23 protein-coding genes and 1 riboswitch are annotated in these 26,731 nt (G+C 30.2%); of the genes, 11 read left to right on the forward strand and 12 right to left on the reverse strand.

The genetic code is table 11. From position 1 onward, the window contains the following. Nucleotides 1–37 precede the first annotated feature (37 nt). Nucleotides 38–224: riboswitch (Lysine riboswitch) on the reverse strand. Nucleotides 225–408: 184 nt separating this feature from the next. The 3 genes from C7N44_RS03255 to C7N44_RS03265 all read left to right on the forward strand — a co-directional run bounded on the left by C7N44_RS03255 (nt 409) and on the right by C7N44_RS03265 (nt 4,263). Next, nucleotides 409–1,764, forward strand: coding sequence for an aspartate kinase (locus C7N44_RS03255; RefSeq protein ID WP_105956471.1), 1,356 nt, complete (start codon nt 409–411; stop codon nt 1,762–1,764). Nucleotides 1,765–1,779: 15 nt separating this feature from the next. Next, the gene (gene dapF, locus C7N44_RS03260) at nt 1,780–2,754 is read left to right on the forward strand and encodes a diaminopimelate epimerase (protein WP_105956472.1); all 975 of its coding nucleotides are present in this window, start codon (nt 1,780–1,782) and stop codon (nt 2,752–2,754) included. A 99-nt stretch (nt 2,755–2,853) separates the two neighbouring features. Further along, nucleotides 2,854–4,263, forward strand: coding sequence for an MFS transporter (locus C7N44_RS03265; RefSeq protein ID WP_105956473.1), 1,410 nt, complete (start codon nt 2,854–2,856; stop codon nt 4,261–4,263). Between the two features lie 41 nt (nt 4,264–4,304). Here C7N44_RS03265 and ppcA read toward each other — a convergent pair whose 3' ends face one another. Continuing rightward, nucleotides 4,305–5,816, reverse strand: coding sequence for a phosphoenolpyruvate carboxylase (gene ppcA / locus C7N44_RS03270; protein ID WP_105956474.1), 1,512 nt, complete (start codon nt 5,814–5,816; stop codon nt 4,305–4,307). Between the two features lie 24 nt (nt 5,817–5,840). Continuing rightward, nucleotides 5,841–7,013 carry an aminotransferase class I/II-fold pyridoxal phosphate-dependent enzyme gene (locus C7N44_RS03275; RefSeq protein WP_105956475.1) on the reverse strand — a complete coding sequence of 391 codons (1,173 nt, stop codon included), beginning with the start codon at nt 7,011–7,013 and terminating at the stop codon, nt 5,841–5,843. A 342-nt stretch (nt 7,014–7,355) separates the two neighbouring features. Here C7N44_RS03275 and C7N44_RS03280 point away from each other — a divergent pair, with 342 nt between their 5' ends. The 3 genes from C7N44_RS03280 to C7N44_RS03290 all read left to right on the forward strand — a co-directional run bounded on the left by C7N44_RS03280 (nt 7,356) and on the right by C7N44_RS03290 (nt 10,079). Then, nucleotides 7,356–8,042, forward strand: a complete 687-nt coding sequence (locus C7N44_RS03280; RefSeq protein ID WP_105956476.1) for a VIT1/CCC1 transporter family protein — start codon at nt 7,356–7,358, stop codon at nt 8,040–8,042. A gap of 15 nt (nt 8,043–8,057) precedes the next feature. Next, entirely contained in the window at nt 8,058–8,744 is a 687-nt protein-coding gene (locus C7N44_RS03285) for a VIT1/CCC1 transporter family protein (RefSeq protein ID WP_225362930.1), read from the forward strand. 78 nt (nt 8,745–8,822) lie between these two features. Continuing rightward, nucleotides 8,823–10,079: a M20/M25/M40 family metallo-hydrolase gene (locus C7N44_RS03290; RefSeq protein ID WP_105956477.1), complete on the forward strand. Its 1,257-nt coding sequence runs from the start codon at nt 8,823–8,825 to the stop codon at nt 10,077–10,079. Nucleotides 10,080–10,122: 43 nt separating this feature from the next. Here the strand turns inward: C7N44_RS03290 and C7N44_RS03295 are convergent, their stop codons facing one another. The 3 genes from C7N44_RS03295 to C7N44_RS03305 all read right to left on the reverse strand — a co-directional run bounded on the left by C7N44_RS03295 (nt 10,123) and on the right by C7N44_RS03305 (nt 12,540). Next, nucleotides 10,123–10,611, reverse strand: a complete 489-nt coding sequence (locus tag C7N44_RS03295; protein WP_105956478.1) for a hypothetical protein — start codon at nt 10,609–10,611, stop codon at nt 10,123–10,125. Between the two features lie 76 nt (nt 10,612–10,687). Then, nucleotides 10,688–11,443: a YibE/F family protein gene (locus C7N44_RS03300; RefSeq protein ID WP_105956479.1), complete on the reverse strand. Its 756-nt coding sequence runs from the start codon at nt 11,441–11,443 to the stop codon at nt 10,688–10,690. Further along, nucleotides 11,440–12,540 carry a YibE/F family protein gene (locus C7N44_RS03305; RefSeq protein WP_105956480.1) on the reverse strand — a complete coding sequence of 367 codons (1,101 nt, stop codon included), beginning with the start codon at nt 12,538–12,540 and terminating at the stop codon, nt 11,440–11,442. Before C7N44_RS03305 ends, C7N44_RS03300 begins: the two co-directional genes overlap by 4 nt. A 239-nt stretch (nt 12,541–12,779) precedes the next feature. On the opposite strand from C7N44_RS03305, the gene C7N44_RS03310 reads away from it, so the two are divergent. The 4 genes from C7N44_RS03310 to C7N44_RS03325 all read left to right on the forward strand — a co-directional run bounded on the left by C7N44_RS03310 (nt 12,780) and on the right by C7N44_RS03325 (nt 17,772). Further along, nucleotides 12,780–13,979 carry a quaternary amine ABC transporter ATP-binding protein gene (locus C7N44_RS03310; protein WP_105956481.1) on the forward strand — a complete coding sequence of 400 codons (1,200 nt, stop codon included), beginning with the start codon at nt 12,780–12,782 and terminating at the stop codon, nt 13,977–13,979. Beyond that, the gene (locus C7N44_RS03315) at nt 13,972–14,838 is read left to right on the forward strand and encodes an ABC transporter permease (protein WP_318530497.1); all 867 of its coding nucleotides are present in this window, start codon (nt 13,972–13,974) and stop codon (nt 14,836–14,838) included. Before C7N44_RS03310 ends, C7N44_RS03315 begins: the two co-directional genes overlap by 8 nt. Before the next feature lie 15 nt (nt 14,839–14,853). Then, a complete protein-coding gene (locus C7N44_RS03320; RefSeq protein ID WP_105956482.1) occupies nt 14,854–15,762 on the forward strand; it encodes a glycine betaine ABC transporter substrate-binding protein in 909 nt (302 codons plus the stop codon). An 87-nt stretch (nt 15,763–15,849) separates the two neighbouring features. After that, entirely contained in the window at nt 15,850–17,772 is a 1,923-nt protein-coding gene (locus tag C7N44_RS03325; protein WP_105956483.1) for a M13 family metallopeptidase, read from the forward strand. Between the two features lie 47 nt (nt 17,773–17,819). Here C7N44_RS03325 and C7N44_RS03330 read toward each other — a convergent pair whose 3' ends face one another. From C7N44_RS03330 to C7N44_RS03350, 5 genes are all read right to left on the reverse strand, one after another. After that, nucleotides 17,820–18,692 carry an ABC transporter ATP-binding protein gene (locus C7N44_RS03330; RefSeq protein WP_105956484.1) on the reverse strand — a complete coding sequence of 291 codons (873 nt, stop codon included), beginning with the start codon at nt 18,690–18,692 and terminating at the stop codon, nt 17,820–17,822. 19 nt (nt 18,693–18,711) lie between these two features. Beyond that, nucleotides 18,712–19,572, reverse strand: a complete 861-nt coding sequence (locus C7N44_RS03335; RefSeq protein WP_157945024.1) for an ABC transporter permease — start codon at nt 19,570–19,572, stop codon at nt 18,712–18,714. A gap of 22 nt (nt 19,573–19,594) precedes the next feature. Then, nucleotides 19,595–20,389 carry an ABC transporter permease family protein gene (locus C7N44_RS03340; RefSeq protein ID WP_105956486.1) on the reverse strand — a complete coding sequence of 265 codons (795 nt, stop codon included), beginning with the start codon at nt 20,387–20,389 and terminating at the stop codon, nt 19,595–19,597. 112 nt (nt 20,390–20,501) lie between these two features. Next, complete coding sequence (locus C7N44_RS03345; protein WP_105956649.1) at nt 20,502–21,851, reverse strand: MFS transporter; 1,350 nt, start codon at nt 21,849–21,851, stop codon at nt 20,502–20,504. Between the two features lie 144 nt (nt 21,852–21,995). Beyond that, nucleotides 21,996–22,880, reverse strand: a complete 885-nt coding sequence (locus C7N44_RS03350; protein WP_105956487.1) for an alpha/beta hydrolase — start codon at nt 22,878–22,880, stop codon at nt 21,996–21,998. 142 nt (nt 22,881–23,022) lie between these two features. Between C7N44_RS03350 and map the strand changes: the two genes are divergently transcribed. Beyond that, nucleotides 23,023–23,823 (forward strand): type I methionyl aminopeptidase, encoded by an 801-nt coding sequence (gene map, locus C7N44_RS03355; protein ID WP_105956488.1) that lies wholly within the window; start codon nt 23,023–23,025, stop codon nt 23,821–23,823. A gap of 40 nt (nt 23,824–23,863) precedes the next feature. On the opposite strand, the gene C7N44_RS03360 is transcribed toward map, so the two are convergent. Both C7N44_RS03360 and C7N44_RS03365 read right to left on the reverse strand, forming a co-directional pair. After that, a complete protein-coding gene (locus tag C7N44_RS03360) occupies nt 23,864–24,802 on the reverse strand; it encodes a phosphoglycerate dehydrogenase (RefSeq protein ID WP_157945025.1) in 939 nt (312 codons plus the stop codon). Nucleotides 24,803–24,895: 93 nt separating this feature from the next. Beyond that, complete coding sequence (locus C7N44_RS03365; RefSeq protein WP_105956650.1) at nt 24,896–26,545, reverse strand: BCCT family transporter; 1,650 nt, start codon at nt 26,543–26,545, stop codon at nt 24,896–24,898. Nucleotides 26,546–26,731: the final 186 nt, after the last annotated feature.

Raw genomic sequence — 26,731 nt, forward strand, 5'->3', positions numbered from 1 at the left:
AGAATCCAAATTTAATGTTCTTCTCATTTTCGGTTTCAATTGTCGAAAGCGCTCCACAAGAAGTATATTTCTTGTGACAGTCCATGATCTATTGAACCATGTCCCAGCAGACAAATACCTACAAGTATTTATTGCTTCGGCAACCTCGCCTTTCAATAAACTGTAAAAATCATTGTAGTGACTGAGTTTATCTAATATTTTCGGCTGCGACCTCTTCGATTAATTACATAATAAAACTATTTACCTACCTACGTCAACTATTTTTTCATAATATATTTTTTATATTTTTTATTTACTATATATGCATTTAAAAAATGCAGTAATCAAACAAATATGTTTCTTGTCTAATTTTATTTTAATGTTAGAATGCAAATTAATTAGAAAGATTAAATTGTGAGATGATATTAAATGACAAAGTTAATAAAATTCGGTGGTAGTTCATTAGCTAATGGTGAACAATACCAAAAGGTAATTAACATAATTAAGAAAGATAAGAGCCGTCAAATTATTGTTCTATCAGCTCCTGGAAAAAGATTTGATAACGATATTAAGGTAACAGATTTACTAATTAAATATGCACAAGCTGTTATAAATAAAAAAGATTATGGCAACATATTGAATAATATTATTGGACGATATAAAAACATTGCTGATACATATGAAATTAGTGATGCTGAATTCGCTCCAATTGTAAATATATTTAGCGATCTACCTAATAAAAAGTATCCTAATAAAGAATATCTATTAGCTGCTTTTAAAGCCCATGGTGAAAGAATGAATGCTAAATTAATGGCAATTATTCTTAACCATTTAAAAATAACAGCTAAATTTGTCGATCCTAAGGAACTAGGTATTGTTGTTTCGAAAGAAAATCCTAATGCTGCTGATGTATTAAAAGAAACATATGAAAACTTAGGTCACTTTGGTTATGGTAATGAAAAATTAGTTATACCTGGATTCTTTGGGTATACAAAAGATGGTGATATGGCAACTTTTGCACGTGGTGGTTCAGATATAACTGGTTCAATTATTGCAAATGGACTAAATATTCCTATGTATGAAAATTTCACTGATGTTAGTTCAATTTATTCTGCTAATCCAAAAATTGTTAATCATCCTGCTCCAATTAAAAAGATGACTTACCGTGAAATGCGTGAGCTTGCATATGCCGGCTTTTCAGTTTTTAATGATGAAGCAATTATTCCTGCCATTAAAGGAAATGTCACCATCAATATTAAGAACACTAACAAACCAGATGATCCTGGAACAATGATTGTTCCAGAAGGATCATTTCAACCTGAGCATCCCATCACAGGTGTTTCATCTTCTAAGCGTTTTTCAGCACTGTATTTACATAAATACTTGCTAAATAAAGAAGTTGGAATCACATTAAAATTACTTCAAATTTTTCAAAAATATGATATTTCATATGAACACATGCCATCTGGAATTGATGACTTAACCGTTATTTTTAATAAAGAAAATTTAGATAAAAATACAGTTAAAAGTTTATGCAAGGAAATTCAAGAAACTATTGAACCTGATAAATTAAACTGGATTGATGACTATGCTATTATCATGGTAGTTGGTGAAGGTATGCGTGATTCTGCAAACACTATTAGTGATATTATTGATCCAATTACTAATGAAAACATCCCTATTCACATGATTAATCAAGGTGCTTCTCAAATTTCTATCATGATTGGTACTAGAGAAGCTAATGCTAATCAAGCAGTCAAAAGCATTTATAATGAATTCTTTTAATAAGGAGCAATCAATATGATTAATTTATTTTATGTTCATGGTTCTGAAAATCATTTTTATCTTTTAGATCAAACATTATTAACAAGTGAACTGAATGATAACGAGTTAATAAATTTAACAAAAACAATAACTAATAAAAGTAATGATTTGAATCCGGCTGATGGTTTATTAGTTATTAACAACTCTAAACATAAAGATGCTTTGGCTCAAATGCGGGTAATAAATGCTGATGGCAGTGAAGCATCAATGTGTGGAAATGGCTTAAGATGTGTAGCCAGATACTTATCTAATAAATACCATAAAGATAGTTTTAAAGTTGAAACTAAATCTGCTGACTTATTAGTCAATAAACACAAAGATTTAGCAAATAATGTTGCTGCATTTAGTGTGGAAATATCACCAGTTTATTTCGATAGTAAATATTTTCCATTTGAAAATTTAAACACTACCAGCATTTTAAATACTGCATTACCACAATTAAGCGACCATTTAAGATTTACTGCAATTGCAGTTCCTAATCCACACTTAATTAGTTTTGTAGAAAATGATCATGATTTAAACGAAACTTTAGGTGAGATCGGTAAAAAGTTAAATGAGCCTAATCCATATTTTACTGATGGCGTTAATGTTAACTTTGCTAAAATCTTGAGTCGTAATAAATTATTTGTGCATACTTATGAACGTGGTGTTGGTTTTACTAATGCTTGTGGAACTGGTATGTCAGCAACTTCATTGGCATTTGCCATTAATTTTCCTAATTTAGTTGATACTAAAGAACAAATTGATGTATATAATCCTGGCGGTATGGTCCAAACTAAAGTTCATAACACGCCTAATAATCAATGGATCGAATTAATTGGTAATGCAACTTTTGTCGGAAAAATATCAATCTCAGAAAAAAAACTACATTCTGCAACAGTTGATAATATTAACTTTACCGATACAGGTGAAGAAACAGATTATCAAAAATTTGTTGGCTCAATTAAATAAAAAAATAAAGGAGTTCACTGAAAGTGAATTCCTTTTTAGTTAATGAAACTTCATTTTATCTGATACAATATTAGATAATTAATTTAAGGAAGTGAAAATATGAAGCATAAACAAATGCTTATTATTTTATCCGTAGCAATAGTTTCATTTTTAGGAACTGTTGATATGAGCATTGTAAATACTGCATTACCACAAATTTCTAAGGACCTAAACGTCCCGATGAATCAAGCAGAGTGGATTTCATCAGCATATTTAGTTCTAATATGCATGTCATTAATTCTTTTTGGAAAACTAGGTGATCAATTAAGTAAAGCTAAAATTTTTCAATTGGGAACTTTAGTTTTTACAATTAGTTCCTTAGCTTGCGGGATTAGTACTAATTTAGTTGTATTGTTAATTGCTCGTTGTTTGCAAGGATTGGGTGCATCAATGACTATGGCAACTAATTTAGGCATTATCACTGAATCAGTCCCTTTTAGTTCACGTGGTAAAGCATTAGGAATTAATACCACAATTGGACAATTAGGATATATCGCTGGACCTGCAGTGGCTGGAATCATCTTATCAATTGCTAGTTGGAACTGGATATTTTTATTCAATGTACCGATTGGCATTGCAGCATTTATTTTTGGTGAATTTGTTTATAGTAAACCTGATAAAAACAAATCTAAGCCTAGATTAAATATTGACTATTTAGGATTTATAACATTAGCACTGGCTATTGGTTTATTCTTTATTACAATTTTCACCGGCCAAGAAATTGGTTTTAGCAATTTAGGTATAATTATAGCTTTCATCATTACTGCGATTTTAATTATCACTTTTATTAGAATTGAGTTAAAGGTCGCTGAACCTATTTTAGATTTGTCATTATTTAAAAATCCTGGTTTCACAATCAGTATTATTTCTTTAATGTTCATGTATATTATTATTTACTTTAATAACGTGTTATTGCCATTTTATATTCAAGACAATCTAAAATTTTCTCCTTCTAAGACTGGTTTCATGATGAGTGTCCTACCGGTTGTAAATGTCTTTACAGCTTATCTAGGCGGTGTGCTTTGTGACAAATATGGTGCAGTTAAAATGTCATTTAGAGCATCCATTATCTTTGTAGTTGCTGAAATCATCTTTGCGGTGGTTCAACCAACTTGGCCATTAGCAATTCTATTATTTGGTTTTATGGTGTTTGCAACTGCAAATGGATTATTCCAAAACAACCCCATGGTAATGGAAAATGCTAGTAAGGATCAGCAAGGAGTTGCTGGATCGGTATTAGCATTAAGTCGTAATATTGGTTTTACTGTTGGATTATCCCTATCAACATCACTGTTATATACCGGAATGAGTTTGAAAGCTCAAAAATCAATAACTACATATCCATTTGGACATGATGATTGGTTCTTATTTGGAATGCATTTTACCTATTGGATAGCCGCTTTAATTATGGTGACAGTTACTATAATGCTAATTTGGCTAATGAGACATCGTAAAAATATAAAACAATAAATAAAGCCACTACTAAAATTAATTAGTAGTGGCTTTATTTATTATCCTAAGAAATGTCTTATTTTCGCCATTTTTTCAATTAAAATATTACGAACTTCTTCATCATCAATTCTAACTAAATCATTAGCTAACTTGGCATGTTCAATTTCATCTTCATCAGTTGGACCAGCGGTAATATCAAAGATATCTTGAATGGCATCAACATCTTCTTTTACGCCTTTCCAATTATCATTTTGGGCAATTAATGAATCTAATGCATTGGAACTAAAGTATTTTAATACATGTTCAAAATCATGTTTAATATTTGGATAATATTGGGTTAAAGTTTTAAATTCTGCTTTATCCAATTTCTTCAAAATACGACCCGTTCCAAGCACTTCTGGTGGCACTCCTACTGAATATAAGGAGCCAGTAAAAGTAATTGCACGAGGCATTTTATATCCGTCAACGTCACGAGAATATCCAATAATGCCAACATGTTGATGACGATCACGACGTTTTGGAAATGCATCAAAAACAGATTGTAAATCATTAATTAAAGGATCTAGCGTTTTATGATATTCAGCTGCTGCTTTGTCTGCAACATTTAGCAAAGTTTGTTGATCTTCATCATTGATAATTTTAAAAGCATTATGTTGTAAACCATCACGTAATTTAGCAATTGCTGGTTTAACCACTGAATCTAGTGGATAGTCATATCTAAATGCTGACTGAATGGTTGCAGTCTTTAATCCCGGGAATTCTTCTAGATAACGATCAATTAGTTTAGGTGATAAACCACCTCTAAAAATAGTACTACCAGTACCAGCAATTGGATAAATATCAATTCCAGATTCAGTTGAAAATTCACCTAACTTAGTTAAAGCTAGTTTATTTCCAATAATACTATTTAAGAATCCATTTGATAATGCTGAATCAGAGCCAGCTAAAAATACACGCATATATTTTAAATCTTCACCAAAATTTTTCTTATATAATTCTACATATTTTTTTAAAATTTTAGGTGCATTATATTGCGCTTTAAAGCTTTCAAATAATGGAATCATCCTGAGACGGTCAGTGTTTTTGTGCCCATTACCAAACTCACGATCTTTAAAATGAGCTAAACTAGAAAACTTTTCTTCCATTTTTAGCAACTGATCAGCCGTTCTAGCCATTGGCAAAATTGCTTCAAATAATGGACGATTTTTAAACTTCAAATCATCAGCAAAATCTTCTGCTAATAAAATTGTTGTCATCGCCTGCATTAAACTATATCCTTTTTCTTCCCAGATATTAGGTAATCTAAAAGTAAGAAATTTATCATTTCCTAGTGGATGTTGTTTAAAGTATTCATAATGTTCTGAATATAATCGGTCAATAACTGAGGAGTCAGCATGTTTTCCTTCCCAATCCCACATATATTCATCAGCATCCAAAAAAGAATAATTTTGGTATGCTTCGTTAATTTCGTTAAATGCTGAAACAAATGGTTCGCCGTCTTTTTTAAAAAATGGAACATTTGCGTTATCTGGGTGTTGAGTACCCATAATGTTTGGTATTCTTCTATCCATAATAATTACCCCCAAATAATCTAATTATAAATATGCTTTAATTCTTTTTAACGCTTCATGAATTGTTTCATCAGATGCAGCATAAGAAAATCTAATATGACCTTCACCACCAGGACCAAATGCACTACCTGGGATTACACCAACTTTAGCTTTTTTAGCCAAATCTAATGCAAAAGCTTCATCATCTTTACCAAATTGATCAGGGATTTTAGCAAACATATAAAAGGCCCCTTTTGGTTGTGGCATGCTAAAGCCTAATTCAGTTAATCCTTTTTGTAAGATATCACGACGTTTTTTATAAATTTTGCTCATTTCAGCTGGATCTTGCATTCCATTTTTTAATGCCTCAGTCGCTGCAACTTGTGCAGAATTGGTTGTGGCAGTGACTAAAAATGCATGCACCATTGATAATTTTTTAATAATTGGACTAGGTCCACAAATGTATCCCACTCGATATCCTGTCATCGCATGTGACTTAGATAATCCGCTAATATATAAAGTTTGTTCTGGAAGCATTTCAGCAATTGAATGATGTTTTACATCATAGGTAATATCACTATAAATTTCATCAGAAATAACAAATAATTTACGCTCTTTAATAACATTAGCTAATTTTTGCAAATCAGTTTTTGAATATTCAACTCCTGTTGGATTACCCGGATAATTTAATAAAACCGATTTAACCGATGATCCTTCTTTATCTAGAGTTGCTTTTAATTTTTCTGGACTTAAAATAAAATCGTTTTCGGAAGTATCAACTTTAATAGGAGTTGCTCCTAAAATTTCAATAATTGGGAAATATAAAGCAAATGTAGGTGTAGGAACAATTACTTTATCACCTTTATTTAAAATAGTCTGAAAAGCTGCATAGATTGCTTCAGTAGCTCCCACAGTCACAACAACTTCAGATTCAGCATCATAATTTAAGTTATGCATTTTATCCAAATAATTAGCAATTGCATCCCTTAATTCCTGCTTACCAGTTTGACTAGCATAATGAGAATCATTATTCATGATGCTATCAACTCCAGCTTTTTTAACATGTTCAGGGGTATTTAAATCAGGTTCCCCAATTGTTAATTTAATAATCCCATCCACATTAGAAATTTTTTTGTCAAAACTTCTAATTCCAGATGGTGCTAATGAATCTAAACTTTTATTGTATACATCGTTTAATGATGAAGCTAATTTTGGCATTACTTTTCCTCCTAAATTAACAAAAAAGACCCTTGTTTTTACATAAAAACAGAGAGTCTCTTTTCAACGTTCAATTCACATTTTAATGTTAATAAAATAATAGTATAACTTACTAATAAAATCAACATTGTTTTATAACCATATTATAATCAACAATTTACTTTCATTTTTAAAACCTATGATACAGGCTTTTACATCAATTTTTAAGTTATTTTTTGGTTTGCCTAACTTTTTCTTTAAATATACAATATTCTATAAATGCTTTACAAGATCGTATTTTAATAATATAGTTATAATTGTTATTAATTAATAATCATTATAAAGTAACGAGGTGGATATTTAATGAAAAACAAAAAAAGTTTAGCTCAAAAAATAAATGTAATTAGAGCTAGTGTAATGGGTTCTAACGATGGAATCCTTTCTGTTGCTGGAATTGTAATTGGGGTTGCTGGAGCAACTACTAACGCTTTTTCAATTTTCATTTCAGGAATTGCTGGAATGATTGCTGGAACCGTTTCAATGGCAATGGGTGAATATGTATCAGTTAATACTGAAAGTGATTCCCAAAAAAGAGCTGTTATGAATGAAAAGTTTGCTTTAAAAAACAACTATGAAGAAGAATTTAATTTTGTTAAAAATAAATACATGCAGAGTGGCATTTCAGCAGAATTATCTGAGAAAGCAACTAAAGAAATGATGAACAAAGATGCGTTAGTCACAACTGTTCGTGAAAAATATGGTTTTATCGTTAATAATTTCACCAGTCCCTACGATGCAGCCATCGCATCAATGATTTCATTTCCAATTGGATCAATATTACCGCTATTAGCTATCTCAATATTTCCTTCAGGAATAAACATTATAACAACATTTATTGCGGTCGTTATTGCTCTTGCTATTACTGGATATATTGCAGCAATTCTAAGTCGTGCTAATAAGCTAAAATCAATAATCAGAAATGTTACATCTGGAATGTTAACAATGATTGTTACATATTTAATCGGTTTATTAGTAGGAATATTGAGTTAATAGGAGAAAATTAATATGCAAAAGAAAAAACAAACTATGAACGAAAAATTAAATACATTAAGAGCTGGTGTTTTGGGATCTAATGATGGAATTTTAACGGTTGTAGGTGTTCTCTTCTCAGTGGCTGTTGCTACTCCAAATATATTTACTATTTTTATTGCTGGGCTATCTGACTTGTTAGCATGTGCCTTTTCAATGGCTTCCGGTGAATATGCTTCGGTTAGTTCACAAAGAGATGCCGAAAGTTCTGCTGTAAAGGTAGAACAAAGCTTATTAAAACATGATATAGATAGTGAAGTTAATGCCGTTAAACAATACTATGTAAAAAGAGGTATTAGTGATGAAACATCTACTGAAATTGCTAAAGAATTAATCGACAAAAAACCATTAGATACAGTTGTTAATACTAAATATGGAATTCAATTAGGTCACTACATGAGTCCATGGAATGCTGCTTTTTCATCACTGATTTCTGCAGCACTAGGTGGTATTTTTCCATTATTAGCGATGAGCTTAACTAGTGGTATCTATCGTTGGCCAGCTACGATTTCCGCTGTAATTCTATCAGTTGCTATAACTGGTTTTCTAAGTGCAAAATTGGGTAATGGTTTAGCTAAAACTGCTGTCATTCGTAATATAATTATCGGAATTTTAACTATGATTATTCACTTTGCTCTTGGAAAGTTAATGAATCAATTTTAATCAAAATCTAATATTGATTTTTTAGTTATTATCCCATAGAATTATTCTAATCGTTATATGATTTTAGGAGGATGTTCTATGGAAAAAGTTGAAAAAATTAAAATTTTAAAGAACATTGTAAATATGCCCACTGTTGATGATAATGAGAACGATGTTGCAAAATATCTATTAGATACCTTCAAAAAACATGGTATTGATGGAAAGTTAATCATGCAATATCACGGTCGTAGTAATTTAATTGTTGAAATTGGCAATGGTGAACATCCTAAATTAGGCTTGAGTGGTCATTTGGATACTGTGCATCAAGGTGATGAACGTACTTGGCTATCTGACCCTTTCACCGCCAATATTAATAATGGTCGTTTATATGGCCGTGGAGCTTCTGATATGAAATCGGGGATTGCTCAAATGGTAATTTCAATGATTGAATTATATGAATCATCCTCTAAAATTAACGGTACAATTAGATTTATAGCTACAATTGGTGAAGAATTGAGTGCGGCTGGTGCAAAATATTTAACTGATAAAGGCTTTGTCGATGATTTAGATGCAATGATCATTGCTGAACCTAGTGGTGTAAATCTTCATCGCTTAAGAAAATATGTAAATAGTGACGGTGTAACTATTGCACCTGAAACACTAAAAGAATTATTAAAAAAATCCTTTCTATCAGATGCTAATGAGCAGCACTTTATAATTAATGCTCATAAAGGATGGATGGCTTATCGAGTCACTGCACATGGTAAAGCTGTCCACAGTTCAATGCCTCGTATGGGAATTAATGCTATTGATACTTTAATTAAATATTATTTAAAAGAAAAAGAGTTTTATGCTCAATTAAAGGAATCAGATTCTGAATTAGGAAGAACCGTCTACTCCCCTGATATTTTTCGTGGTGGTAAACAAATTAATTCAGTACCTGATTTAGCATATGAAATTGTTAAAGTTAGAACCATCCCACAAGTGGATAATGAAGAATTAACTAATCGTCTGCAATGTATGATTGATAAAATGAACACAGAACCTGGAATTAATTTAGAATTAACAATTGAACATAGTGAACTACCTGTTAAAAGTGATAATCACACTGGATTAATTCAAATTTTACAAAAAAACGCTAAAAACATTATGGATGAACCCATGCCTTTACCAAAAATTGGTGTATCATTAGGTACCGATGCATCAGAATTTAGACTCCATAACAAAGACATGGATGTTATTATCTTGGGGCCTGGAAACACTACCGCACATAGTCCTAATGAGTATGTAGATATGCCCAGTTATTTCAATATGATTGACTTACTAAAAAAGACTATTAAAGACTTTATGAAATAAAAGAACCGCTAATCTAAAAAATAGATTAGCGGTTTTATTTTTACTAAAGTAGAGTAAAGCCTTGCGCATATAACAATTCAAATAGTAGCTCAAATACATCTACAGCAATAAATATTCCAATCATTGTAAAGAAAGTTAATTTATTCGATTGCTGCTTTAATTTCAAGGTTTCTTTATCATATTGCCAAAGTTTTTTAATGAAGTTAGTATTTTTAAATTCATTAATAATATAAATAGCTTCTACAACTATTAAAATCAAAATTATCCAATTATTTGCAATTTGTGCATAAAAAATACTTAATACAAAGATTGTAAATATAATTGCCATTAAACCATAACGAAGATTTAGCCCGCTTATTTGTTTATTTTGATTATTGAGCTTTGTAATCAACGCCTTATCACTTAATGAAGTCGTAATATTTTTATGGAGTTGATTATTAAGCTTACGAATTTTAGGATAAACTTCTAATAATCCAAATAATACAGCAGCTGCTAATACAAATAACAAAACAATATAAACCATGGTGTTCATAAATTTTCACTTCACTTTCTTATGTATTTTCATTTACATTATCACATTAATTTTACAAATACTCTATTTTATCCTCTTATTTATTATCTTTTCGCCATTTTTCAGCCATTACTAATGAAGTAATCGGAATGGTTAAAATAACCCCTATTAACGAAAATAAAATGACAATTAACTGAGCATCAAAAACTTTATCATTTAAAATATCACCAAATGAATAATTTAAACTATGAAACCAAACAAATAAAGATAAAGAACCACCAAATAGACCAAAGAATAATGTATTTAATGTAGTCCCAATAATTTGTTTACCAACATAGATACCATCAAATAATAATCGACTTGGCTTAATTTCCGGATGTTGTTCCTTAATTTCATCTAATCCAGAAGCAATTGCCATGGTTGCTTCAGCAATGGCACCTAAAGTACTTAAAATAGCTGTAGCTATTTCAATTTTAACGAAATTAATGCCAATCAAAATAGATAAACCTTCTAAATCATCACTATCTTCTAATCCAAATCCTTGAACTTGTGCCCAATTCTCTATCGGAATAATAAGTAATACTAAAATAAATAGTACTAAAATTGAAGCCACAAAAGCTAATCCACTAGTACTATCATTAGTCCCGCTTAAAAAGATAGTCAAAGCTAATACAATAATTCCAGTTACAATCGTTACGATAATTGGTGGAAAATGAAACGCAATTAAAACAATTGCAAAAAACAAAAAGCCAAAATTTAAGATTAAGCTTAAGAAAGATTGTAGTCCTTGTTTTCCACCAATTAATATCATCAAAATAAATAAAACAATGCCTAACACAATAATTGCACTCATTTTTGACTCTCCTTAGCAAATAAACTAGTTAATGCACTAGCAACTGGAATAGCTAAAACAATACCAATTCCACTAATTAAGCTTTGTACCATTCCTAATGACATATTCATAGAAAAAGAATAACCCCAACTATTACCATTTTTTAAAAATAATAAAGTCATTGATAATGTCTCACCCATAAAAATAAAGAACAATACATTGATTAAGGGGCCCATAATAGATTTACCAATATTTCTACCCGATAAAAATAACTGTTTTTTAGATATTTGAGGACGTTCCATTTTCAAAGCAAATAAAGAGGAAATTATATCAGTTGATTCATCCATAACAGCACCTAATGATCCAATAATCGTTGATGCTAAAAATAATGGACGTGGTGGTTGTGTAACATACTGCATTGACTCATAGAAGATGCCTTTTTCATGCGTAAATTTGAAAACAATTAAACTTATAATAATCGAAATAAGTGTACATATTAAGGTTGATGCAAGCGTTACATACATTTGTCTATTGTGTCCAATAATGACGAATAAAGTCACAGCTGAAAATATGGAAGCTAAGGCACTAAAAATCAGCAAAACATTGTTTCCATTATTAAAGCCATCTAAATATATAGCAAATATAAATAAAATACTGTTAATAATAATACTGCCAATAGCAGTAATTCCAGAAAATTTTAAGAAAATACATAGCAAGGCAATTGCTAAATATATTAAAAATATAATAGGAACATCTCTTTTATAATCTTTGATTGTAGCGCTCCCACTAGAGTTATGTAATGTTATGAAAGCCTTTTGTCTGGGCAGATATTTATGATCCATTGCACTAGACATTGTGTAACTATTATTAATAGATAATTTTTTACCTTTATATTGACCATTTATAACATGTCCCGTCAATTCTTGTTGATAATTATAATCGGTATTTTGAAAACTATCTTTACTTTTAGTGATACTAATTTGTCTAACTGTTTCTACTTTAAAAATTGGCTTTTGGTATAAGAAGTCATCATGATTAGCAAATGTAATTAATAAGATTCCTCCTAACAAAAATCCTAGAATCATCTTAATCGGTAATTTTTTAAATAAATTGACCATGCACTTTTCATCTCATCTTTTGTTATTTGTACTACAATGTAATATAGATAAAATAATTTTAACATAGTTAAAATAAAATACTAACAAAGTGCATAGCTATAAGCTATAGAAGCATTTCATCCCGTCAAATCAGCTTTTCAAAATGGTACAAGATTTGACATAACTGTTACTTTCTTGTAATAATGTTATCTATGCGTTTACACTTATTATAGTATCTATAATTTTTAAGGAGGAATTTTATGACCAAAAAGGTTGAAGTTAAACACCTAACTAAAATTTTCGGTCATCATGCTGGTCGTGCAAAAGAAATGATCAGTGATGGTAAATCCAAAGATGAAATTTTAGCAAAAACTAATAGCGTTGTTGGTGTTCATGACGCCAACTTCGATGTTAATGAAAATGAAATCTTTGTTATTATGGGACTATCCGGAAGTGGTAAGTCTACATTAATCAGAATGTTAAATCGTTTATATGAACCAACTAGTGGTGAAATTATCCTAGATGGACAAAACGTTACTAATTTTGATAAAAAACAATTACGTGAATTTAGACGTAAAAAAATGAGCATGGTTTTCCAAAACTTTGCTTTATTCCCTAATCGTACAATTTTAGGTAATACCTCTTATGGATTAGAAATTCAGGGTGTTGATAAGGCTACTCGTGATAAGAAAGCTCATGAATGTCTAGAATTAGTTGGTCTTCATGGATATGATGATCGCTATCCCAATGAACTATCTGGTGGTCAACAGCAACGTGTTGGGTTAGCTCGTGGATTAGCTAATGATCCCGAAATTCTATTAATGGATGAAGCTTTCTCAGCACTAGATCCACTTAATAGAAAAGAAATGCAAGATGAATTACTTGAATTACAAGCACACCTAAAGAAAACAATTATCTTTATTTCACATGATTTGAATGAAGCTTTACGTATTGGTGATCGTATTATGATTATGCGTGATGGTGAAATCGTTCAAATTGGTGGACCAGAAGATATTTTACAACATCCTAAAAATGAATATGTTGAAAAATTCATTGAAGGTGTTGATCGTACTAAGATTCTTACTGCTAGTCGTGTTATGATTCGTCCAAATGTTGTAAACATTGAAAAAGACGGTCCAAGAACTGCTCTAAGATTAATGCAACATAATGAAGTTTCAAGTGTATTTGTTGTTGATTCACAACATCATTTCAAAGGTTTGGTTGATGCTAAAGAAGTTATCAAATTAATTGAAAATGATAAACGTGATCTTAATGAAATTTTGAATACTAATATTCCAACAACCTCCCCTGATACTCCTATCAAGTCAATCTTGAATGATATTTCTAAAACTTCTGTTCCATTCTCAGTTGTTGATAATGAAGATCGTTTATTAGGAATTATTCTTAGAAGTTCTGTTCTTGAAGCAATTTCTGGAAGTGAGGTTGAAAATGATGGCTAATTTACTTATGTTAAATATGACACAAATTCCTTTAGCAGATTGGATCAATAAATTTGTTAATTGGTTGACTCAATTCGTTGGATTCTTTAATGGTATTACTAATTTTATTGGTGGAATTGTTAATGGTTTCCAAGCTATTTTTGATATCCTACCAGTTTGGCTATTTATTATTATTATTTTAGGTATCACTTACTGGGCTTTACATGATAGTAAACATTGGGGATTAATGTTATTTGAACTATTAGGTTTATTACTAATTTATAATCAAGGTTACTGGCGCGATATGACTCAAACTTTAACTCTAGTTTTAACTTCTAGTTTAATCATCGTAATTATTGGTATTCCACTTGGTATTTGGATGGCTAAAAGTCATACTGTTCATTTGATTGTTAAACCAATCTTAGACTTTATGCAAACCATGCCTGCCTTCGTTTACTTAATTCCTGCTGTATCATTATTTGGTATCGGAATGGTGCCAGGAGTTATTGCTTCAGTTATCTTCTCACTACCCCCAGTAGTTAGAATGACTGATTTAGGTATTCAACAAGTCCCTGCTGATTTAGTTGAAGCTGCTGATTCATTTGGTTCAACTGGTTGGCAAAAACTAATTAAAGTTGAATTACCAATTGCAAAGAGCACATTAATGTCTGGTGTAAACCAAGGTATGATGTTAGCACTATCAATGGTTGTTATTGCTTCTATGATTGGTGCTACTGGTCTAGGTGCTCAAGTTTACTTTGCCGTTGGTAGAAATAATGCTGGTTCAGGATTTGCTGCTGGTATTGCTATTGTTATCTTGGCAATTATCTTAGACCGTATTACTCAAGCATTTAATAAAAATAAAAAGAGTTCAGACTAATTAAGGAGGATTATGATGAGAAAGAGACTTAAATTTGTTCTTGGAACTTTATCAATGTTTCTTCTTGCTACAGTATTGACTGCTTGCAGTAGTGCTACTTCACCTTATAATTCTCATAAGAAGTTAGGACCTCAAATCAATTACACTATTACTGGAATTGATGCTGGTGCTGGTATTATGGCTTCTACTCAAAATGCTTTAAAGGAATACCCTTTAGCAAAAAATAATTGGCAATTACAAACAAGTTCTACTGCTGCTATGACAAGTACTTTAGGCAAAGCAATTAAGTATAAACAACCAATTGTTGTAACTGGTTGGCAACCACACTGGATGTTTAAGAAGTTTCCTATTAAGTTCTTAAAAGATCCTAAAAATGTGTATGGTAAAGCTGAACAAATTCATACCATTGCAAGAGTTGGTTTGAAAAAGGATAATCCTGGTGCCTATCAACTTCTAAAACAATTCCATTGGACCCCTGCTCAAATGTCCGATGTCATGTTAAAGACAAATGCCGGAGTTGATCCTAAAAAAGCTGCCGATGATTTCATTAAGAATAATCCAAAATTAGTGGCTGAATGGACTAAAGGTGTTCCAAAGGGAAATGGTAAGTCAATTAAATTATCTTATGTAGCATGGGATTCTGAAATCGCATCTACTAATGTTATGGCTGAATTATTAAATCATTTAGGCTATAAGGCAAATATCCAAGCTCTAGAAATGCAACCAATGTTCGCATCAATTGCAACTAATGCTGCTGATGCTTCACTAGCTGCCTGGTTACCAAACACTGCTGGCCTTTACATGAAACAATATAAAGGCAAAATTGATGATGTTGGTACCAACCTAAATGGTGCAAAAGTTGGATTAGCTGTTCCAAAATATATGAAAAATATTAATTCAATTGATGATTTAATTAACAAATAAAATTAAAAACCATTCGCATAGCTTGTGAATGGTTTTTTTGTATATTATAGTTTGATGTAGAGTATATTTATAAAACGAGGTGTTCTAATGAATAATAAGGAAATTAGTGATTCAAAAATTAGAAATAATTTTTATGATGCTGTGAATGGTGAATGGATTAAAAACGCTACCATACCTAGTGATCATTCATCTACTGGTGGTTTTATGGACTTAGTAGATAATATTGATAAAACATTAATGAATGATTTTGAAGATATAAAATCGGGTAAAATTAAACCTCAAAACAATGATATGGTTGAATTTAAAAAACTATATGAATTAGCTACTGATTTTGATAAACGTGAAAAAGATGGTGCAAAACCAGTTAAACCCATTTTGGAAAAAATTGAAAATATTAAATCATTTGATGATTTAAACAATCAATTAGCCAACTGGACTTTAGATGGGCTTCCACTTCCATTTAATTTTGGTATTGAAGCTGATATGAAGAATGCTAAATATAATGCTTTATATGCAAGTGGAGCTGGAACTTTCTTACCAGATAAAACTTATTACGATAAGGAAAATTCTGCTGGAGCAAAATTAATGCCAGTATTTAAAGATATGTCTAAAAAATTACTAGTAATGGCTGGATACAATGAAGCACAAGCTAAAAACATTGTAAATTCTGCTGAAGAATTTGATCGCTTAATTGCACCAAATATTAAATCAGCCGAAGAAAGTGCTGACTTTACAAAAATGTATAATCCTATGTCATTTGATTCTTTATCAAATAAAGTAGACAAATTTAATTTAAATAGTTATGTAAAGGGTTTAATTGGACAAGAGCCAGATCAAGTAATTGTATCAGAACCTGAATATTTTGATGCATTTAACAAAATTGTAAATGATGATACTTTTGCGATGATGAAAAACTGGATGCTAGTTAAAACCATCAATGCTTCCACTGGTCTTCTAACTGAAGAATTTAGACAAGTTGGTGGCGAATTCTCTAGAACTCTATCTGGTAAGAAATCAGCTGTTAAGAAAGAAAAAGCTGCTTATTACCTTGCATCAGGAACTTTTGATCAAGTAATTGGTGACTATTATGGTCATAAATACTTTGGTGAAAAGGCTAAACAAAATGTCCATGATATGGTTGTTAAAATGATCAATGTCTATGAGAAACGTTTGAGTAATAATACTTGGTTAAGTGAAGATACCAAAAAAATGGCCATTAAAAAATTAAATGCTCTACAAATTCATGTTGGTTATCCAGACAAAATCAATCCACTTTTTGATACTTTCAAAGTTAACGGTAAAGATGAAAACGGTGACTTATTCACTAATATTCATAATATTAGTAAATTAGTCATTAAAAATGAATTTAGTAAATGGAACAAACCTGTTGATAAAAGCTTATGGGATATGAGCGCTAATACAGTGAATGCCTATTATTCACCATTAGAAAATGTGATTGTCTTCCCTGCTGCTATTTTACAGGCACCTTTCTATAGCTTAAAACAATCATCAAGTGAAAACTTTGGTGGTATTGGTGCGGTAATTGCGCATGAAATATCACATGCGTTTGATAATAACGGATGTCAATTTGATGAAGACGGTAATTTGAATAACTGGTGGACCAAAGAAGATCATGAACATTTTGATAAGCTAGCTCAAAGTATGATTAAAGAATTCGATGGTATCCCATTTGCTGGGCAAAAAGTTAACGGTAAGCTTACCGTTTCTGAAAACATTGCCGATGGTGGTGGATTAAGTTGTGCTGAAGAAGCTGCCAAAGGCGAAGCAGATTGCAACTTACGTGATTTCTTCATTAATTGGGCTAAAATTTGGCGTACAAAGTCAACTGAACAATTTAAACAATTACTATTATCAATTGATGTCCATGCTCCTTCCGAATTAAGAGCACAGGTTCAAGTTAAGAATCTATCTGATTTCTATACTACATTTGATGTTAAACCTGATGATGGTATGTACATGAAACCTGAAGATCGAGTAAATATTTGGTAATTAATATAACTAAAAAGGACTGTCTTTATAAGGACAGCCCTTTTTTATTAACTTTGTTTAACTTTTGTTTTAAAAATTTCATCTAAAGTAGGATAATGCTGATTAAAAACTGGTAAATAGCCTTCTTTAGTTACCTCATCAAAAATATATTTTCCAAAGCTCACATCATTTAATGTTATATGCGCAGAATAGTCATTAATCATGTCTATATGTTTAATTCCATTCATTCCTTCAAATTTTTGTAAGTTATTATAGCCTACAATATCAAGTTTAGATCTACCAAATTGATTATATATATCCTTAAGGGTTCCTTTTAGAACTGTCTTTCCATGACTTAACATAACAACATAATCAGATAGTTTTTCAACATTCTCCATATTATGTGTCGAAAATATAATCATTGTTCCTGACTTTTTAGCTTCCAACACTGCTTTGATTAACAGATCAGCATTAACTGGATCCAATCCAGAGAAGGGTTCATCCAATATTAATAAGTCTGGATTAAACATTAAACATGCAATTAGTTGTACCTTTTGCGCATTACCTTTAGAAAGACTTTCTACTTTATCTTCAACATCACCAACTACATTTAATTTTTTCATCCATAATTTTATATTCTTTAAAGCTTCGCTGCGTTTCATTCCATGCAAAGAAGCAAAGTAAAGCATTTGATTCTTAATACTTTCTTTCAAATATAAACCACGTTCTTCTGGCATATATCCTACGTTTAGATTATTATTTCTATTAATGTTACCATTACTGGGCTTTATAAAATCTAGCAGCATATGAAAAGTTGTTGACTTACCTGCACCATTTTGACCAATTAAGCTTAATATTTCTCCTTTGTGCAATTGAAAGGATAAATTATTAACTGCTTGAAATCCATCATAACTTTTTGATACATTTTTAAATTCAATCAATATAAGCACCTCAAAATAATTATCTAAATTTAAATCCTTCTATGAAAATATTCTTCTTTTTGTTGGATAATAATCCATATTTAAATACATGAATTGACTTAACATATAATATATACATTATTATAATTTGAATAATAAGTGTAGAATATGAAAATAAATATGAAATATTACCTGATGCTATTAAGGATGGTGTAAGCATTGATCCAACAGGTGGCCACATACATATTATATAAAAAATCCAAATCATATTATCTCCATCAAATCCTACAGAATTATATAATAAAGATAAACTAAAAAATTCTAACAAAAAAATCATTGGTGGCATTGTAGCTGAACTAATTTGACTAGTATCAGTTATAAAACATGAGAATTGTACCGTGATTGCTAAAAACATAAATAATGAAACAAATAATGCTAGTATTGAATAAATTATTAGCCCTATTTTTACATGGCTAATAAATAAAAATAGAAAACTATTATTCATTACTTTGCTTAAAATTAATATAAAAATAGTATAAAAAGCAATTTGAAAACATAGTAATAAGTAAATTCCCAACATTTTACCATTTATTTGTTCTTTCGCATCAACAATTGACATTAACATTTCAGATAATTTAGATGTTTTATCTCTTGCAACAGAATTAGCTATTATTCCTATATAAATTAGACAAAAGAAAAATGTTAACACTGGTATAGAAAATCCCCAAATCATATTTATAAAATTGGAATTATTAAAATTAAATTTTAAATTTCCATATTTAAATAATGATGTAATAAAAATTAGAGGTATAACAACCATCATCCAATAAGAAAGACTCTTAAATTGATTTAAGAATTCGTGTCTAGCGACCACAAGTAATTGTCTCATTTTGAAGTTCAAAATATCACTTCCATAATAAATTTTATTTAAATAAATATTTTTTATGTTCTTTATTAAAAAATCTAGCAAATATATATATTTCTAAAAATTGAATAATTATTTCTGCAATCAATAAATAAATATTATAATTGTCCAATAATAATAATTTAGCACTAAATAATTGCGATAATATTGGTAGAAACATAGAAATAATAATCAAACTTTTAGCATAAAAATGTAAAGTTATAAATGCAGATACTACTATAAATAGATAAATTGGTAATAATGAGTATAAAATTTTTTTCTTATTTTTCACAAAAATGCTAATAAAAGAAGCAAATAAAATAGTCCATATAATTCCTAGTATCATTAGAACAAATAATTGGATTAATGTTATTGTCCCTATATATGTATATATTTTTGAAAAAGTTATTTTAATTTCATTTTCATTAAAAATAACAATTAGAAATAAGCAAAAATAAGTTAATAACGTAAAAAATATTAAATTAATAATGCCTAAAATTTTACCAAAAATAATATTTTGACTATTACTAATAGAAAAAAGATACTCATTAATTTTTGACGAACGATCATCAATTAATTCATTACTAATGATAGGAGAAAAAAACATAGCAATAAATAATACCAAAGATATCATTATAGTTAATAAACTAAATCTACAATTATAACTATTAATATAATTTTTATTTAATAAAAGCATTGTAAATAAAAAAATAGAAGTAGATATTGGTAGAGTAAACCAAATCCAATAAGACATTTTTTTAATATTAGTTTTAAAGGTAAATTTAGCAACTGAACTTAAATTATGCATATTCATATTAATACCATCCATCCTATAACTAATTATCATTAGACTAAAACTAATGGAAATATAAGTCAATACAAAAAAGCTTCTTAAACATTGTTTAAGAAGCTTTTTAATAAATTTTTTATTTTTCTTTTTTAGTATTTTTTAACATTAAAGCCATTATTAATCCAATAACTTCAATTATAAAGAACGTAATGAAAACGACATGATAACCGCTTTGTTGTGCCAATGTATGACTCATGCCACTAGATAAATTATTAGTCATAACATTTGATAATATCAATGTTGCAACTAACACTCCAGTTGATCCTAAAATTTGTCTAAAGGTACTAACAACAGCCGTCCCATCAGAAATAAATTCATTAGGCAATGAATTAGCTCCCATAGTTACCGCTGGCATCATAACAAAAGCATTTCCACCTTCAATTAAGGCTGCTAAGATCATCATTGGCACTAAATTAATTGTAGCACCAACAACACTTAATGTTCCCCAACCAATTAGTATCATTATCATACCAATCAGCATTACACGTTTAAAGCCAATTTTATCAGCTAGCTTACCAGTAATTGGATTTAATAAGCTTAATAAAATAGCTCCTGGTGCTAATGCTAAACCTGAGATGGTTTTAGAAACACCTAAAACATTTTGATAATACAATGGGAAAATAACTGTAACTACGATTAAAGCAATATAAGATGCTCCAGTCAATCCAATTGATAAATCATAATTAAAGCTCTTTAATACTCTTAACTGTAATAATGGTTGTTTAATTTTAAATTGTCTAAATACAAATACAACAATCATTAAAATACTTACAATCAATATAGTTAAAGCTATCGTTAAATCAATATTAGCTTTACCAATCATATTTACTACATACAAAATACCAATTAAACCAAATGACATAATAACAGATGTAATATCTAAATGACTTTCTCTTTGTGGCATAACATCTTTAATTGCATATAAAGAAATTACAAATAGTATACTGATAATAACCATAAATACTATAAACAAGCCTCTCCATGCAGAAAAATGTAAAACAACTGCTGAAAGAATCGGTCCACAAGCAAGTGCAGAACCCATAATCAGTCCAGCATACCCCATCGTTGAACCACGCTTTGCTTCAGGGGTAATATAAAGTAAGACTGATTGATAAGAAGGAAATAAAATTCCAACGGCAACTGCTTCTAGTGCACGTCCTAACATCATAATCGAAAAATTAGGCGCAATAACAACAATCAAAGTGCCAACATCAAAGATTGCCAATATCATTAAAAATAATTGCTTAAACTTTATATTATTTAATAGCCAAGGACTAACTGGCATCATGACACACATGATTAACATAAACCCAGTAGTTAACCATTGAACTGTAGATGCATCAATACCGAAAAATTGCATCAATGTTGGATATGCTGTCGAAATAGAAGATTGACTAATCGACATCGTAAAGCTACCTAACAACATAATAAAAACAAAAAGGACTCGATTATAAGACTTTCCATTTAAATCATAGTTTTTCACAAATTTCACCTTCCAGTTTAGAATGTTTATAATTTAATAACAATATCAATTCTATACCAAAAATAAAATAAGTAAAATATCTTGCTTTTAATTTCGATCAAACAAAAAGCGAGAAATAATATGATCAACAACAATATTATTGTGAAGCATTGAGTGCTGACCATTATATCCATAAATTGGAATTTCTTGATAGTCATTCACTCGCTTAGAAATTAAATATTTCATTGATCTAGCAGAAGAAGTAGAAACAATCCCATCAGAGTTTGTATTACTATTATCATTTCCATAGATGTTTAATATTTCTACATTAGTAGGGAAATCTTTACAGTCATTCAATAATGATGTATATGCTGGATACCATTTATTAGCTGGATACATAATACTTGGTTTCCCGTTACTATTAATGTAATTAGTGTTCGGACGATCATTGATAGTTAAAATGCCATCATATGGTCCTGCAATAGATACAAATTTTTGTAATTTAGGCATATCTTTATCATTATTATGCTTTGCTACTGTTTCAAGGATAGCTATTGCTCCTGTTGAATGACCAACTGCATTATATGCACTAAATCCATAATGATCTTTCAATCTTTTGAAAATTCTATGAAGCCACTTAGTTTGCTGCTTCACTGGTGTAAATTTTTTCTTAAATATAACCTGAATTAATGGCTTACTAGTTTTTAAATTTAAGTTTCCCTTATAGTTAATCGTTCCATCTTTTTCAACAAAAACAGCTAATGCTTTATGTCCACCATCACGACTAGCTATTTTTGTTAAATGAGATGTAGATTTAGTAGACCCGCGCATCCCATGAACATAAATTGTAGGAATATTATAACTACCAAAAGATCCACTAGTTTTACTATTATTTATAATACGATCACTTCTAATTGCAAAAAAGACGGCAAAAAAAGCAACAATAATTGTAATAATTATTAATATAACATTGGTTCTTGCTGTTTTACTCAAGAAAAAACTCCTCCCTTGTTTCTATTATTATGATACTAGAAAATCTAAAAAATTACATTAATTATTATAATTAGCCAAATCATCCAAAATGTAGTAGATTAGAGATATAGATTCATTATTCAATATCAAAGGAGAATTTATTTTGATTACATTAAAATCACCAAGAGAAATTGAAATGATGGCTAAATCAGGTGCTGTTTTAGCTGGTGTCCACAAAGGACTAAGAAAAATAATTAAACCAGGACTAGATACTTGGGAAATTGAAGAATTTGCTAACAAATATATCACTGAACATGGTGCAACTCCTTCAGAAAAGGGATTTGATGGATACAAATTTGCTACTTGTGTTTCAATCAACGATGAAGTAGCTCATGGAATCCCACGTAAAGGCCTTTTATTAAAAGAAGGCGATGTCTTAAAAGTTGATATGACTGTTAACAAAGATGGATTCGAAAGTGATTCATGCTGGACTTATAAAGTTGGTAAAATGTCAGCAGAAGATGAAAAATTAATGCAAGTTTGTCATGATGCTTTATATCGTGGTATTGACCAAGCTGTTATTGGTAACCGTTTAGGCGATATTGGTTTTGCTTGCCAAGACTATATTGAAAATAAAAATCATATGGGTGATGTTCGTGAACTAATTGGCCATGGTATTCAACCTACTATGCATGAAAAGCCAAATGTTCCAGCTTACGGTGAAAAAGGACAAGGTCTTCGTCTAAAAGAAGGTATGACTATTACTATTGAACCTATGGTTAACTTGGGAACTTGGGAAATCACTGATCGTTACGATAAAAAGGACGACTGGACATATTATGTTTCTGCTGATGGAACTAATTCAGCTCAATATGAACATACTATTGCAATTACAAAAGATGGTCCTAAAATATTAACATCACAAGATGATGCCATCGATGAAAAATATAAATTAAACTTTTAAGCTAAAAAATAACCACTAACAACTGTCAGTGGTTATTTTTTTATTCTAATCCATTTACACAATGATTAGGTTTTTCACCATTTAGAACTTTATTGATTTCACTAACATCCATATTAGCAATTTTAGTAAATGATTCAATTGAATTACTTGCACTGTGTGGTGTCAAAAATACATTGTCTAATTTTCTTAATTCACTGTTCATTGGTAGTGGTTCTTTTTCATAAACATCCAAACCAGCTCCGGCAATTTCACCATTTTTTAAAGCACTAACTAAATCAGATTGATTAATAACAGCTCCACGAGCGAAGTTTATAATATACGCTGAATTTTTCATCATCTTAAATGAATCTTTATTAATAGAACCAATCGTTCCTTTAACCGCTGGAATGTGTAATGTAACAAAATCAGATTGTTTAAGTAGTTCATCCCACTCCACAAATTTACCATATGAAGATTCTTTTTTAGTGCGATTCCAAATCAAAATATTAACGCCAAAGCTAGATAACAACTTAGCCACATATTGTCCAATATTACCATAGCCAATAATCCCAACTGTTTTTCCTTTTAAATCTCTTGAAGGATTATCAAAGGCATATGCATCATCGCCATTACGCATATGTTGAGATACATTGTATAAATCTTTGGATATTAATAACATATCAGTTACAGCATTTTCAGCAACTGATATTTCATTGCCTGCAGGTGTATTAGTTACATATATGCCTCTTTTATTAGTATAATCTAAATCAACATTATTATAACCAACTCCAAAACGGGAAATAACTTTTAAATTAGGCATTTGATCTAAAATAGTTTTAGATAAAGGAGAAGTGTTAACTACAATTCCTGAAGCATCCTTATGTTCTAAGATTGCTTTTTCATTTTCACTAATCAATGAAATAACTTCAAAACCCTTTTCTTCTAATGAGGGTCTCAAATAGTTTTCGAATTCTTTAGGAACAATAATCTTTTCCGTCATGTTGATACCTCCGATATTTAAATAATATATAAATACTACCATAAAAATAAAAGAAGCACTTATTAATTTGCTTAATAAGTGCTTCTTTTATTTTTATTTATGTTTTTTATTAATTGTATTTTTAGGCCACAAGATTAATTTACCTTTAATAGCACTTCTTCTTTCGGCAGTAGCAATCTTCTTACGACGTCTGCGATTGATATAACTTTTAGTACTAATAATTGATTTATCCTGTCTAATCATTTTAAAGACTGACATAATAATCAAGATACATACAAACATTAATGGAAATCCTGCTAGTGTACAGAATGTCTGAACAGTTTCAAATCCACCAACTAATACCAAACTAAAGGAGAAGATAATGAAAACCACTACCCAGGTCATTCGATTAACTCGACTAGGTTCTTTACCAGGTTTTAAAGGTAAACTAGTAAAGGATGAAAGAACAAATGCTGATGAAGAGATAGTAGTTGCCAAGAATACAAAACAAGACAAGAAATAAATAGCAAACATTAAGTATTTCATTGGCAATGACCCTACAACTGCTGAAATAACGGCAGCCTGTCCTTGCGTATTTAAGATATGAACTAAATCAACAGTTCCCGTCTTTTGTAGCCATAATGAATATCCACCTAAAACTGCATAGAAACTCATACAACCTAAGGCACCATAAGTAAGCATCCCTACTAAGACCTGGCGAATGGTACGACCACGTGATAACTTCGCAATAAACAATCCCATAAATGGCATATAAGATAACCACCAACCCCAATAGAAGATGGTTTCTTGTTGTTCAATACTAGGATTACCATTAGGCACCGTGTTTAAACTCATTGGAATAAATTTTTGAATTAATACCCCAACACTATTTGTTTCAGATTTCAGAATATAAACAGTTGGTCCTAATAAAAGTACAATTGCTAAGAAAATAATAGCTGTCCAAATATGAGCATTACTTAATTTATCAATTCCACCATTAAGTCCCTTAAATACAGCAGCAGAGAAAATAACAAATAGAACAAAGAATAATCCTATTTTCATATATAAATTATCTGGTAGTCCGGTTAAAGAACTTAATACATTTGATATAATAGGAATTTCTAAACCAACGGAGGCACCTACACCCCCCATAATACCAAATACAACCAAAATGTTTACAATCTTTTTAGCAACATTCTTCCAAAGTGAGTCACCATCTAGAATGGTAATTGCATCACTTAATGATTGAATTTTACGTTTTTTATTGTACATCATATAACCAATTGCAATTGTAGGAGCTCCAAACATTAACCATGCCATAGGTCCCCAATCATATTGACCATACATATGTGCCAAATTATAAGCAGTTTCAGAAAATGGTTTAACATTGCCTTCAGGGCTTTGAACATATCTTAAAGGATCAACCATACTTAACATTAAGATACTTGCATCAATTGCTGTGGCAAAAACCATACTACCCCATTGGAAGTTACTATATGCAGGTTTTTCATCAGCAGCACCTAAACGAATATTTCCATATTTGGAAAATATTAAGTACCCGAAGAAAATAAAATTAATTATGTAAATCCACATATATCCCCATCCCATGTTACCAGTTACCCAGTTTAGGACGGTTTGTAAAACTCCCTGTAGTGAAGATCCACCGATCATTAGAAAAATGGAAACTGCAAAGAATAAAATTACAGTAGGAATAAAGACTAATTTGTCAATATTTTTACTTTTAAAAATAGTAATCCTCCTCATGATATTCATGATATTTATAAACCCATTTTACGCAAAAAGCTGCCAAAAAGTGATTCGTAATTACGAATAACTATTTGCACAGCTTTGTTAAGGTTATACAAAATAAGTTAATTTTATATTTACATATCAATTATATTATACACAAATAAGAAAATATGTAAAATGCTTTAGGTAAGGGATTTATAG

The sequence above is a fragment of the Apilactobacillus quenuiae genome (assembly GCF_002994005.1).
Lineage (GTDB): Bacteria > Bacillota > Bacilli > Lactobacillales > Lactobacillaceae > Apilactobacillus > Apilactobacillus quenuiae.